General features: G+C 59.4%; 8 protein-coding genes, 1 tRNA gene and 1 pseudogene. 1 reads left to right on the top strand and 9 read right to left on the bottom strand.

Annotated features, from left to right (window positions below):
• Positions 1-432: 432 nt before the first annotated feature.
• The 8 genes and pseudogenes from RSF91_RS18610 to RSF91_RS18575 all read right to left on the bottom strand — a co-directional run bounded on the left by RSF91_RS18610 (position 433) and on the right by RSF91_RS18575 (position 10,683).
• Positions 433-522, bottom strand: a tRNA-Ser gene (locus RSF91_RS18610).
• Between the two features lie 124 nt (positions 523-646).
• A pseudogene (locus RSF91_RS18605) lies at positions 647-987 on the bottom strand (transposase); the annotation flags it as partial.
• Positions 988-1,177: 190 nt separating this feature from the next.
• Positions 1,178-3,475 (bottom strand): NADP-dependent malic enzyme, encoded by a 2,298-nt coding sequence (locus RSF91_RS18600; protein WP_332569812.1) that lies wholly within the window; start codon positions 3,473-3,475, stop codon positions 1,178-1,180.
• A gap of 170 nt (positions 3,476-3,645) precedes the next feature.
• Positions 3,646-5,133 carry a nucleobase:cation symporter-2 family protein gene (locus RSF91_RS18595; RefSeq protein WP_332569811.1) on the bottom strand — a complete coding sequence of 496 codons (1,488 nt, stop codon included), beginning with the start codon at positions 5,131-5,133 and terminating at the stop codon, positions 3,646-3,648.
• Between the two features lie 862 nt (positions 5,134-5,995).
• A complete protein-coding gene (locus tag RSF91_RS18590; protein ID WP_332569810.1) occupies positions 5,996-7,273 on the bottom strand; it encodes a M20 family metallopeptidase in 1,278 nt (425 codons plus the stop codon).
• On the bottom strand, positions 7,270-9,045 hold the full coding sequence (gene uraD, locus RSF91_RS18585) for a 2-oxo-4-hydroxy-4-carboxy-5-ureidoimidazoline decarboxylase (protein WP_332569809.1): 1,776 nt from the start codon (positions 9,043-9,045) through the stop codon (positions 7,270-7,272). Before uraD ends, RSF91_RS18590 begins: the two co-directional genes overlap by 4 nt.
• 7 nt (positions 9,046-9,052) lie before the next feature.
• Complete coding sequence (puuE, locus tag RSF91_RS18580; RefSeq protein WP_332569808.1) at positions 9,053-10,009, bottom strand: allantoinase PuuE; 957 nt, start codon at positions 10,007-10,009, stop codon at positions 9,053-9,055.
• A complete protein-coding gene (locus RSF91_RS18575; protein WP_099736001.1) occupies positions 10,006-10,683 on the bottom strand; it encodes a GntR family transcriptional regulator in 678 nt (225 codons plus the stop codon). Before RSF91_RS18575 ends, puuE begins: the two co-directional genes overlap by 4 nt.
• A 212-nt stretch (positions 10,684-10,895) precedes the next feature.
• Between RSF91_RS18575 and RSF91_RS18570 the strand changes: the two genes are divergently transcribed.
• Complete coding sequence (locus RSF91_RS18570) at positions 10,896-12,248, top strand: glycerate kinase type-2 family protein (RefSeq protein WP_332569807.1); 1,353 nt, start codon at positions 10,896-10,898, stop codon at positions 12,246-12,248.
• A 144-nt stretch (positions 12,249-12,392) separates the two neighbouring features.
• Here the strand turns inward: RSF91_RS18570 and RSF91_RS18565 are convergent, their stop codons facing one another.
• On the bottom strand, positions 12,393-13,286 hold the full coding sequence (locus tag RSF91_RS18565) for a LysR family transcriptional regulator (protein WP_332569806.1): 894 nt from the start codon (positions 13,284-13,286) through the stop codon (positions 12,393-12,395).
• Positions 13,287-13,288 lie beyond the last annotated feature (2 nt).

Here is a 13,288-nt window from a genome sequence, read left to right as displayed (position 1 = left end):
TTTAACTAGAAAAAACACATCCACACGATGAGCTTTAAGGACTCCAAAGGGTCGAAAGCACCAAGCCAGCACACACCAAAGCAGTCACTTGGTGATGGTCAGATTCCACTGGCAGCTTTAAGGGTTAGAGCTGACCTTCTCGAAAGTCCTGGTGCAATGACTGCTTTCGGTAGCAGCAGTCATTGGTGCGTTCGAGGTGAACGACGGCAGCCAGCCTAGAGCCGCCACTGAACCTGTGCCTCGCGTAGGCTAGAGAGCACAAAGAAAAAGCCCATCAAGATCTTGAGGGGCTTTTTTTAATTTCAAAATCACCTAGCACATTTTTGCGAAAAAGCAAAATATGGCGAAACGTGAAATAAAGCATAACCTGTCTGTTTCGGCCACTTTATGCTTAACGGCACACCTTTAAAGGCGCTTTTTTATTTGATCATCTGGCGGGGACTGTGAGATTCGAACTCACGGAAGGATCACTCCTTCGGCAGTTTTCAAGACTGCTGGTTTAAACCACTCACCCAAATCCCCGGATGGCAGGATTCTACACAATGATTGTGGGCAATCCAGCTTTGTGAGCGTTTTGTCTTTGTTCTTGAAAACAATAGCATCTAGCACTGGATGAGAAAGGGTTAGAAGCCACTTTCACGTTCTCTGTCGAATCCACCAGCATGTGCAGACCTGATTGGCTGCGTGTGTACGGCAGTTGAGCATTCAGGTCGGGCTGCTGTCTTCACAGCGTACCGAAGGCTGGCGCTGGCCATGCAAGGCCACGAGTTGCAGCATCGATTGCAGCAGGCCCGTGGTTTTCCTGAGCGCCAGGCCCAAGAGGTTCTTGAGCGTCAAACAACATTGAATGGCTGGATCCGAGATGCTTCGGGCTTGGCCCGCCTTTGCCGCTGGCTGCGGCAAACCAAGACATGCTCTTATCCAGCCAGGCTGTCAGAGACTCTTGTGCTTAAGCGATGCGTTGTATGCCTTCCAGTTTGTAGTGCGCTAAAACTGCTTGCCTCTGCTCGATTCACTCATCTGGCGAGCTGGATTTATGCAGCAAGGCCTAGCAACGCACAAGTTTCAAAATGAACGGCGTGGCAAGAAGGACGTCGGTCGAGCAGATAACAAAAAACGCCCCGAAGGGCGTTTTTTGTTGGATGTTCAGGCCAGAAGCCTGAAAGATTCGACTCGATCAGCTGCGCAATGCGATGGCTTGAGCCGCAGCCAGGGCTGTCATGTTGACCACGCGGCGCACGGTGGACGAGGGGGTCAGCACGTGAGCCGATGCGGCGCAGCCCATCAGGATGGGGCCGATGGTGGTGCCGTGGGCGCCGGTGGTCTTGAGCACGTTGAACAGAATGTTCGCTGCGTCAAGGTTAGGGCAGATCAGCACGTTGGCTTCGCCAGTCAGCGTGGAGTCCAGCAGCGAGTGGCTGCGAACTTCAGCAGACAGGGCGGCATCGCCGTGCATTTCGCCATCGCACTCAATGTGCGGGTTGGCGGCTGCGAACAGGTCGCGTGCGGCGCGCATCTTGCGGGCGGAGCCGCGAGTGGACGAGCCGTAGTTGCTGTGCGACAGGAAGGCGACCTTGGGAGGCAGACCAAAGCGGGCGACTTCGTCGGCAGCCATCTTGGCGATCTCTGCCAGCTCTTCGGCGCTGGGGGCTTCGTTGATGTAGGTATCAGCAACAAACAGCGTGCCGGATTCGAGCATGACGGCGTTCACGGTGGCGAACTCGTTAGCGCCCTTCTTCAGGCCCAGCACATCTTGCAGATGGGTCAGATGGCTGTCGAAGCGACCGACCAGACCGCACAGCATGGCATCGGCATCACCCAGATGCACCATCAGAGCGGCGATCAGGGTGTTGGAGCGGCGCACGGCTGCCTTGGCGGCTTCGGGGGTGACGCCGTCACGGCCCATCATCTTGTGATAGGTTTCCCAGTACTGGCGGAAACGTGGGTCATCTTCAGGATTGCAGATTTCCACATCCTTGCCGAGCTGCATGCGCAGGCCAGCCTTGGCGATACGGGCTTCGATGACAGCAGGGCGGCCGATCAGGATGGGCTTGGCCAGGCCGTCGTCCAGAGCAACTTGCACGGCGCGCAGAACGCGTTCGTCTTCACCTTCGGCATAGGCCACGCGCTGTTGACCGGCCTTGGCGGCGGCAAACACGGGGCGCATGAACATGCTGGTCTGGTAGACGAAGCGAGTCAGGCTTTCGCGGTAGGCGGCGATGTCTTCGATGGGGCGGGTGGCCACACCGGATTCGGCAGCTGCCTGGGCCACGGCAGGAGCGATACGCAGAATCAGGCGCGTATCGAAAGGCGTGGGGATCAGGTAGTCGGGGCCGAAGGTCAGTTCCTTGCCCTGGTAGGCGGCGGCGACTTCATCGCTGACGTCTTGCTTGGCCAGTGCAGCGATTTCGCGCACGCAGGCCAGCTTCATGGCTTCGGTGATCTTGGACGCGCCGCAATCGAGTGCGCCACGGAAGATGTAAGGGAAGCACAGGACGTTGTTGACCTGATTGGGGTAGTCCGAGCGGCCGGTTGCGATGATGCAGTCAGGGCGGACGGCCTTGGCCAGTTCAGGGCGGATTTCGGGCTCGGGGTTGGCCAGAGCCAGAATGATTGGCTTGTCGGCCATGGTCTTGACCATGTCGGCAGTCAGCACGCCGGGGGCGGAGCAGCCCAGGAACACGTCAGCAGCGTTCACGGCGTCAGCCAGTGTGCGGGCGTCGGTGTTTTGAGCGTACTGGGCCTTGGATGCGTCCAGACCGCCGGGGCGACCTTCATAGATCACGCCCTTGGAGTCGCACATGAAGACGTTTTCACGCTTCACGCCCAGACCGACCATGACGTTCACGCAGGCAATGGCAGCGGCGCCGGCGCCGGAGACAGCGATCTTGACCTTGTCAATTTCCTTGCCCACCAGTTCCAGACCGTTCAGCAGAGCGGCGCTAGAGATGATGGCGGTGCCGTGCTGGTCGTCATGGAACACCGGAATGTTCATGCGCTTGGAGAGTTCTTGCTCAATGTAGAAGCACTCGGGGGCCTTGATGTCTTCAAGGTTGATACCGCCCAGAGTGGGTTCCATCGCAGCGATGATGTCGATCAGCTTATCGGGATCGCGCTCGGCCAGTTCGATGTCGAACACGTCCACGCCGGCAAATTTCTTGAACAGGCAGCCCTTGCCCTCCATCACTGGCTTGGAGGCCAGAGGGCCAATATCGCCCAGACCCAGCACCGCAGTGCCGTTGGTGATCACGCCAACGAGGTTGCCGCGCGAGGTGTACTCGGCTGCAGTGGAGGGATCCGCCTCAATGTCCAGGCAGGGGTATGCCACGCCTGGCGAGTACGCCAGAGACAAGTCGCGCTGATTGGACAGGGGCTTGGTGGGGGTGACGGAAATCTTGCCTTTGATGGGGCTGCGGTGGTATTCGCGGGCCGCATCGCGCAGGGCTTGTTCGGCGGAGGACAGGTTTTGTGTCATACGAAATTTATCAGCAAGGTTGCGTCTCTGAGCTTACCGGATGGTGAGAGGCTTTTTGGGTCAGGTCTGTTTTGCCTGAACTGCACCGACAACAAACCCCCTGACGCACCAAGGTGCGCTCAGGGGGTCTGGACCGGCGGGTAGGCCGGCTGTTTCAAGAGACTTGACGTTTAGTGAGCGTCTGCCTCGCGAGCTGCGTTGATTGCAGCGGTGTTGTCTTTGGCGGCGCCGTTAAAGAAAAGATTCAGTGCCAGAGCGGTAATCGAAGCCAGCAGGATACCGGATTCGATCAGCGGATGGATGGAATGAGGCATCCATTGACGGAAATTAGGTGCAACCAGAGGAATCATGCCCACGCCAATAGACACTGCCACGATCATGGCATTGTGCTTGTTGTTGCGGAAGTCCACGTTGGCCAGAATGCGAATGCCTGTGGAGGCAACCATACCGAACATCACCAGACCTGCACCACCCAGAACCACGGTAGGCAGAGATTCAATCAGAGCGCCCATTTTTGGCAGCACACCCAGAACGATCAGGATGGCACCGCCTGCCACGCAGACCCAGCGGCTCATCACGCCAGTCACCGCAACCAGGCCCACGTTCTGCGAGAAGCTGGTGTAGGGGAAGGTGTTGAAGATGCCGCCGATCAGGGTGCCCAGACCGTCAGTGCGCAGGCCCTTGGTCAGGTCGTCCTGAGAGATTTCGCGCTTGGTCATGTCGCCCAGCGCCAGGAACATGCCAGTCGATTCAATCATCACCACCACCATCACCAGGCTCATGGTCAGGATCAGGATGGGGTCGAAGACAGGCATGGCGATGTCGAAAGGCAGCACCAGGGTGAACCATTCGGCCTCGGCAACCTTCTTAAAGTTCATCAGACCCATGGCGACGGAGATCACGCCGCCAATCAGAATGCCCAGCAGCACCGAGATGTTGGCGATAAAGCCCTTGGCAAAGCGTGCAATCAGCAAGATGGAGAGCAGAACCACGCCGGAGACGGCTGCGCCTTGCAGGTCTGCGTACTTGGGGTTGGGGATCGTAGGAAGAATCGAGAGGCCCTTGGGCACAGCAGGCAGGACGGAGCCAGGAGCGCCAGCCATGGCCTGTGCTTCGGCCAGCCACTTCAGGTGCTCGGGGTTGGGCACGGAAGGAGCGGTTGGGCCGACGGGGTTGCCGAAGATCCAGTTGATACCCACGCGCATCAGGCTGATGCCGATGACGGCAATGATGGTGCCGGTTACCACAGGTGGGAAAAAGCGCAGGCAGCGGCTGATGAGCGGGGCAATGATGATGGACACCACGCCGGCCCCGATAACCGAGCCAAAGATCAGGCCCGCTCCGGCGTTGCCGCCTGTGGACTGGGCAATGGCCACCATGGGGGCCACGGATGCGAAAGTCACGCCCATCATCACGGGCAGCTTGATACCAAACCACTGGGTCGCACCCAGGGCTTGAATCAGGGTGACCAGACCGCAGACGAACAAGTCGGCTGAGATCAGGTGCGCGACCTGCTCTGGCGGCAGGTTCAGGGCGCGGCCCACGATCAGGGGCACGGCCACAGCGCCCGCATACATGACCAGCACGTGCTGCAGGCCAAGCGCAGTGAGTTGCCCGGCGGGCAAAATTTCATCTACGGGATGCACTTTGGATGTCATAAAAAATGTCTCCTCACTCCATATTGGGATCAGGTTGGCGCACAGCTGTTGCCGCTGCGTCAATCCATACAAAAAGTGTATACAGAGCCAAAACGCGAATATCTCCCGGTAAACCCTGTCCAAAAATCGTTAACAGGTTTCAAAGATTTGGGTTATGTTATTTCTGCATGATTTTCTTGAAAATTATCGATTTGCTATATAAATAGGAGCTTGTATCGCTTTATTTATATGCATTTAATTTACTTATTAATTTGAAAGTGTTTATTTTAAAGCGGTTATAGCTACTAAATTAATAGCAAAAATTGCGTAATCTGCCATTCATCAAGAAATAAAGCGAGTTATGCACGTGCAGGTCATGGCAGTTGAAACATTTCGCTTCTGAAAAACCGGGTGGTACGGAGTGAGTTAAGACGCGATTACTACTGCTAAACCCACGGAAAAATCGCACAACGCGCGCCATTGCAGCAGCGCTTGGTAAAAGCGCATTTAGGCGGGCAGAGTTCTGCGATGGGGTGAGATGACGCTGTGATCGGTTTTGCGCGTGCCAGGCGCTTGCGGATGGCCGTTTGGCGCTGATCTTGGCTGGGGGCGCGCAGGTCGCCCGGTCAGGGATGCAAAAACAGTCTGGAAGAGCGCCTGTAGCGGGCTTATGCCCTTCAGGCTCCAGCGTCACAGGGCTTGTGCGATGCATCACGACAAGTCATGGCGCATCCTGTGCATCCAATGGCCAAGCCTAGGGCCCTTGAGAGGGGGTGAGGGCGCTGCCATGCACCGACCACAAAAAAGGAGCCTGGATAAATCCAGGCTCCTTGAAAAACCTCTACCCAGGCAGGTACAGGCTAGGCGTTCAAGCGAAATGTAGTTATGCGGTCAGGTCCACCAGCGAGCGTGCAACCACCTTGGTGGCGCGGCGCAGGTCTTCCAGCACCAGACGCTCGTCGGAGCGCTTGGCGTGCGATTCCAGCACGGTGCGGGGGCCGGCGCCGTAGATCACGCCGGGAATGCCGCGCTCAACGTACAGGCGCACGTCGGTGTACAGGGGGGTGCCCACGGAAGGAGGCATTTCACCGAACACGGCCTTGCCGTGAGTCTGGATGGCGTCCACCAGGGGCTTGTTGCCGTCCAGAGGCGTCATGGCGTTGGCCAGCAGCAGGCGTTTGATGTCCACGCGCACAGCGTCTTCACCGGTGTAGCCGCCTTGCGTGTTGAAGTCGGCGATAGCCTGGGCGATCACAGCGCGGATGCTGGCTTCGACTTCCACGGGATTCTCTTCAGGAATCATGCGGCGGTCGATCTTGAGCATCACCTTGCCGGGCACCACGTTGGTGTTGGTGCCGCCGTCAATGCGGCCGATGTTCAGGTAGGGGTGCTTGATGCCGGGCACTTGCGAAGTGACTTGCTTGTACTTGACGTTTTCGCCGTACAGAGCGGTCAGCAGCACAGCGGTGGCTTGCAGTGCGTCCACACCGGTGTGGGGCACGGCGGCGTGAGCCATCTTGCCGTGCACGGTGATTTCCATCTGCAGGCAGCCGTTGTGAGCGGTCACGACTTCGTAGCTGAAGCCAGCAGCGATCATCAGGTCAGGCTTGGTCAAGCCCTTTTCCAGCAACCAGCCGGGGCCCATCAGGCCGCCGAACTCTTCGTCGTAGGTGTAGTGCAGTTCCACGGCGCCCTTGCTGGGCTTGGCCACGGCTTCCAGAGCACGCACTGCGAAGGTGAAGGAGGCGAAGTCGCTCTTGCTCACGGCAGCAGCGCGGCCGTACAGCTTGCCGTCTTCGATCTCGGCACCGTAGGGGTCCTTGGACCAGCCTTCACCTGGAGGCACCACGTCGCCGTGGGCGTTCAGGGCAATGGTCTTGCCACCGTCACCATAGGGGCGGCGCACGATCAGGTTGGTGATCGACTCCATGCCGTAGGCCTTCACATCGGCTTCAGGCACGACATGCTTTTCGGCTTCAAAGCCAAAGTCCTTGATCAGGTCGGCGGTGCGCTCAGCGTGAGGCGCATTGTTGCCCGGAGGCGTGTCCGTGGGCACTTGCACCATGGCTTGCAGGAACTTCACTTCTTCGTCGAAGTGCTCGTCGATCCATGCATCGATGGCGGCGTAGGTGGCTTGCTTGTCTTGATTCATATTGGTCATTGCTGTTCTTGAGCCAGTTGGTTGAGGAGGTGGGTGAAAGCGTCCACGGACAGTTGCATGTCGTCAGAGGTGGAGGCTTCCAGCGGGTTGTGGCTGATGCCGGCGTTCATGCCGCGCACAAACAACATGGCCTGGGGCATGATTTCGTGCAGCTTCATGGCGTCGTGACCGGCGCCGCTAGGCATACGGAACAAGGGCACTCCCAGTGCGTCCACAGCGTTTTCCCAGCGCTTTTGCCATTCGGGGGCGCTAGGCGCAGCCGATGCCTTCATGGACAGGTCTGTGCTGAAGCGCAGGCCACGGCGTTCGGCAATCGCAGCCATCTCGGTCATGATGTCGTTGATCATGGCGTCGCGCTGGTCGTTGGTGGGCGCGCGCAGGTCCAGCGAGAACTGGCAGCGGCCGGGCACCACGTTGACCGAACCCGAGGGCACGTTCAGCTGGCCGATAGTGGCCACGCTGTCGCCATCCTGGCCAGCACGCTTTTCTATGTACAGCGACAGCTCGGCCACGCCAGCGGCGGCGTCGCGGCGGCGGTCCATGGGCGTGGTGCCTGCGTGGCTGGCCATGCCGATGAATTCGCACGTATAACGGGCGCTGCCGTTGATGGAGGTGACGATGCCCAGAGGGATGTCCAGCTCGTTGAGCACGGGACCTTGCTCGATGTGCACTTCCACAAAGCCCAGGTACTTGGCGGGATCGCGCTGCAGCTTGGGGATGTCGTCAATGCACAGACCGGCGTGGGTCATGGCTTCGCGCAGCGTGATGCCGTCGGCGTCCTTTTGCTCCAGCCATTCGTTCTTGAAGTCACCGACCAGAGCGCCAGAGCCCAGGAAAGTGGCCTTGTAGCGCTGACCTTCTTCTTCAGCGAAGCCTACGACTTCAATGTTGAAAGGCAGGCGTTTGCCTTGCTTGGCCAGTTCTTGCACGCAAGCCATGGGCACGAAGATGCCCAGACGGCCGTCGTACTTGCCGCCGTTGCGCACGGTGTCGTAGTGGCTGCCGGTCAGCAGGGTCTTGGCACCTTCGGTCGCTGCCTTGTAGCGGCCCACCACGTTGCCCACGGCATCGATTTCGACTTCGTCGAAGCCGACTTCACGCATCCAGTGGCTGATGCGCTGGGCGCAGGCACGGTGAGCGTCGGTCAGGTAGGTAACGGTGAGCTGACCCTTTTCGGCGTAGCCTGGGTCGCTGTTGGTGGATAGGCGTTCTTGCCAGTCCCAGACTTCATTGCCAAGAGTTGGTTCGTAGCCGAACTTGTCGTTCAGGCGAATCTCGGCAATGCGGTGAATATTGCGCAGCGCTTCAGCCTGCTCGTAAGCAGGGTGGTTGAAGATGCGGCGCTCAAAGGTTGCAATGATCTCGGCCTTGTTCAGACCCAGACCACGCGCACCGCGCACAGCCAGAATGAAGGGGAAGCCAAAGCGCGCACCGTACTCGGCGTTGAGCTTGCGGATGTGCGCCAGCTCTTCGGGCGTGCAGTTCGTCAGGCCAGCCTTCTTTTGCTCATTGGTCGATTCGGCCGTGAGCGTGTTGGTTTCCATCTGCTTGCCGGCGAGTTCCGGGTGAGCCAGGATCAGGTCAAGCTTGGCCTGATTGCTGGACTCGGCCAGCACTTGGGCCATGGCGTGCTTGATGTGAGCCATGGATTTGAAGGGGCGCTGAGCCAGCGCAGCCTCGGCAATCCAGGGGGAGTGCTCATACAGACCATCGAGCAATTCGATGGCGGTTGCCGCGTCAGCGGCATTCAGTTGTTCCAGGGTCAAAGCCATGATGCAATCAATCCTTGCAGGGGAAACGCTCAGCCCAGTGGCGAGCCAAATCAATACGGCGGCACACCCACACGTTGTCGTGCTTCTGGATGTGATCGAGGAAGCGCTGCAGCGCTGTAATACGGCCGGGACGGCCGAGCAGGCGGCAGTGCATGCCGATGCTCATCATCTTGGGGGCGTTGTCGCCGTTGGCACTGCCTTCGGCATACAGGACATCGAATGTGTCCTTCAGGTACTGGTAGAAAGGGTCTGCATACGAGTAACCCTGAGGCAGGGCAAAGCGCATGTCGTTGCAATCCAGTGTGTAAGGCACGATCAGCTGGTTGTGGGTGCCGCCATCGGTCTTGGCAACCTTCATCCAGAAGGGCAGGTCGTCGCCGTAGTAGTCGCTGTCGTAGGTGAAGCGGCCGGTATCGGCCACGATGCGGTGGCTGTTGGGGCTGTCGCGCCCGGTGTACCAGCCCAGGCCGTGGTCGCCGTCGTGGCCGTACAGCTCTTCAAAGATCTCCACGCATTGCTGCATGTGGGCGCGCTCGATTTCTTCGGGCGTGTTCTGGTAGTGGACCCACTTCAGACCATGGCAGGCCACTTCGTGACCCAGCTCGTCAAAGGCCTGAGCCAGCTCGCGGTGCTTTTGCAGGGCGGTGGCCACGCCAAACACGGTCAGGGGCAGACCGCGCTTTTCAAATTCTTTCAGAATGCGCCACACGCCGGCGCGCGAGCCGTATTCATAGATGCCGTCCATGCTCATGTGGCGAGCGGGATAGCTGGCGGGGTTGAACATTTCCGACAGGAATTGCTCGCTGCCGGGGTCGCCGTGCAGGATGTGGTTCTCACCGCCTTCTTCGTAGTTCAGTACGAACTGCACAGCCACGCGGGCTTTGCCGGGAAATTCGGGGTTCGGCGTGTTGCGGCCATAACCAATCAGGTCGCGTGGGTAGGAGGCGGTGGAATCGTAAATCATAGGGATACAGATGAAAGTGCCATCGACAAGTCGTTCGTTGGCAGATCGCGGTCAAAGGTCAGGCCTGCTTCCACGTGGTCCAGGTGCTGTTGCATCAACAGCACCGCATGTTCGGCATCGCCTGCCGCCAGTGCGGTGACGATGTCGGAGTGCTCTTCGTGCGAATGCTCTGCCGCCGATGCAGACTGGTACATCAGCGTGATCAAGGCGCAGCGTGAAATCAGCTCCCCCAGCAGTTGTGCCAGCACTTCGTTGCCCATCAGCTCGGCCATGCGCACGTGAAAGTCGCCCAGCAGCTCAGTGCGCTGGCCTACGTCTTCGGCATCCATGGCCTTTTTTTCAGCCGTGACATGCTGCTTGAGCGCGCGAATCTTGGCGGCAGTGCTTTGCGAAGCAAAGCTGCGCACCATCTCGGCCTCCAGCATGCGGCGCACGGCGAAGACCTGGCGCGCCTCATCCACAGAGGGCGTAGCGACAAAAGCGCCGCGCGCAGGCTCCAGCTTGATGAGCCGGTTTTGTGAGAGCTGAAACAGCGCCTGGCGAACCAGAGTGCGGGAAACACCGAAGTGATCGGCCAGTTTTTGCTCGGCCAGTTTGGTGCCGGGCATCAGGCGATGCTCGACGATCGCCTTGGTCAGGCTGTCAACAATGAAACTGGTGGTGGAAGTTTCCATAAATTCATCATAGCGGTTGAAGACTAATTTTGTATACAGTTTCTGTCCACCGGTTATGGTGTTTATCTTGATAACCGATGAAGAAAAGCTGCGAGCAAGCGCGCAAACCCATGCGGCACAACGACTTGCGGCATTAATGCAGCAAAGATCAGTAGTGTTGTGACGTTGGGGTGTCTGTGAGGCAAAAAAGCCGGAATGCACAATGCGCAGCTATGCAAGCACAGAATACATCCTCGAGCGCGCAGGTTGCGGTCGCACCTTCTCCTCAGCAAGACCCTGCGGGTTTCCTGCGTCATCTGTATGAGGTGGCGGTGCGCAATGCCCTGCCCATCGAGGGGCTGGCGCGCCATCTGCCCAAGCCGCCCAAGGGGCGCACGCTGGTGCTGGGTGCCGGCAAGGCAGGCGGCTCCATGGCTCAGGCGCTTGAAGCGCTGTGGCCGCAAGATGCGCCGCTGTCCGGTCTGGTCGTCACCCGCTACGCCCATATTCCGCCGCGCCCCGAAGGCCTGCCCGTGCGACTGGAAGTGGTGGAAGCCGCTCACCCCGTGCCTGATGCTGCAGGTTTGGCTGCTGCCGAGCGCATTCTGGCGCTGACGCAGGGGCTGACTGCCGACGATCTGGTGATCTGCCTGATCTCTGGCGGCGGCTCATCCCTGCTGACCCTGCCTGCCGAAGGCATTGATTTGGCCGAGAAGCAGCGCATCAACAAGGCACTGCTGGAAAGTGGCGCCGCCATTGGCGAGATGAACTGTGTGCGCAAGCACCTCTCGCGCATCAAGGGTGGCCGTCTGGCTGCGGCCTGTTTCCCTGCCAAGGTGGTCACGCTGACCATCAGCGACGTGCCTGGTGACGATCCTTCTGTGATCGCCAGCGGCCCCACGGTGCCCGATGCCTCGACCTGCGCCGACGCGCTGGCGATTCTGAATCGCTACCAGATCAGCATCCCCGATTCCGTGCGCGCTGCACTGGAAGCCGGTCAGCTGGAAACGCCCAAGCCCGGCGATGCGCGCTTTGAAGGCCATACCGTGCACCTGATCGCCACGCCCCAGCAATCGCTGGAAGCGGCGGCGGCTGCCGCGCGTGAAGCGGGCATGGCTGTGCATGTGCTATCGGACGAGATGGAAGGCGAATCCCGCGAAGTGGGCAAGGTGCACGCCGCACTGGCGCGTGCCGTGGCCAAGCATGGTCAGCCTTTTGCCAAGCCCTGCGTGATTTTGTCGGGTGGCGAAACCACGGTAACCATTCGCCCCCGTCAGCCCGGCGCAGCCAAGGGTCGTGGCGGCCGTGCTGGCGAGTTCTGTCTGGGTCTGGCACAGGCGCTGCAAGGGCAGGAAAAGGTCTGGGCTCTGGCTGCTGACACCGATGGCATTGACGGCATTGAAGACAACGCCGGTGCCCGCGTTTCGCCTTGCACCTTGAAGCGTGCCGCCGAGCAGAACCTGCGCATCAGCGACCATCTGGATCGCAACGATGCCTACGGTTATTTCTCGGCCATTGGCGACCTGGTGATTACTGGCCCCACGCACACCAACGTCAATGACTTCCGCGCCATCCTGGTGCTCTGATCTGCATCTTTCATAGCGCCTTGCGCTTGAATTTAAAAGACTTCAAGGTCTTTTAAACCTGCAGCTACCGCTTAATAGGCGGTAGCTGCTTTGCTATTGATAGCGTTCTGGCAGGATTGATTCGTTTGCAGAATCACCCTTCCATCATCCTCCGCGCGGTAATTCTTCCCACCAGGCGTCGTCAAACTTGCCTTGCATAAAGGCGATGAAAGACTGCACTTTCTGCGGCACCAGTCGCGGCGAGGGGTAGACCGCGTGAATCTCCTGCTCATGCAGGCGGCAGGTCTTGAGCACCTCGACCACGCGGCCATCCTTGAGCGAATCCTGGGCTACGTATCGCGGCAGGGCTGCAATGCCCATGTGCGAACGCGCAGCAGCCAGCAGGGCCGAAAGATTGTTGGAGCGCAGCCGCCCGGTGACGGGGATGGAAACCGGCTCGCCGCTGGCGTTGCGCAGCCGCCAGATGTCGTTGCCCTGCACGCTGCTGTAGATCAGCGTGGAATGCTCTTTCAGGTCTGAGGGGCGGCGCGGCGTGCCGTGTTTGCGCAGATAGGTGTTCGACGCCACCAGCACCCAGGGGTTGATCCCCAGCATGCGCGCGCCCAGCGATGAGTCGGCCAGCTTGCCCAGGCGCAGCGCTACGTCGATGCCGTTGGCCACCAGATCGGTGTAACGGTCCTCAAAGCTCAGGTCGACCTGCACCTGCGGGTTGTGCTTCATGAAATCCATGGCCAGCGGAATGAGTACGCGCCGCCCGAAGGCGACCGAGCTGCCGATGCGCAGCTGCCCCTGCACCTGCGTCTGGCGCACCTTGACGACGTTCTCCGCCTCGGCCACATCGTTGACGATGATCTTGCACTTCTCGTAGTACAGCGCGCCGGCTTCCGTCATGCTCACGCCGCGCGTGTTGCGGTTGAGCAGGCGCACTTTCAGGCGCGCTTCCATGGCTGCAATCTGTTTGGTGACCGTGGGCTGCGTGGTTGCAAATTCCTGCGCCACTTTGGTGAAGCTGCCGGTCTCCACCACCCGCACAAACATGT

Source organism: Comamonas sp., from assembly GCF_036643215.1.
Lineage (GTDB): Bacteria > Pseudomonadota > Gammaproteobacteria > Burkholderiales > Burkholderiaceae_C > Comamonas.
This window is presented reverse-complemented; position numbering and strand designations above follow the sequence as displayed.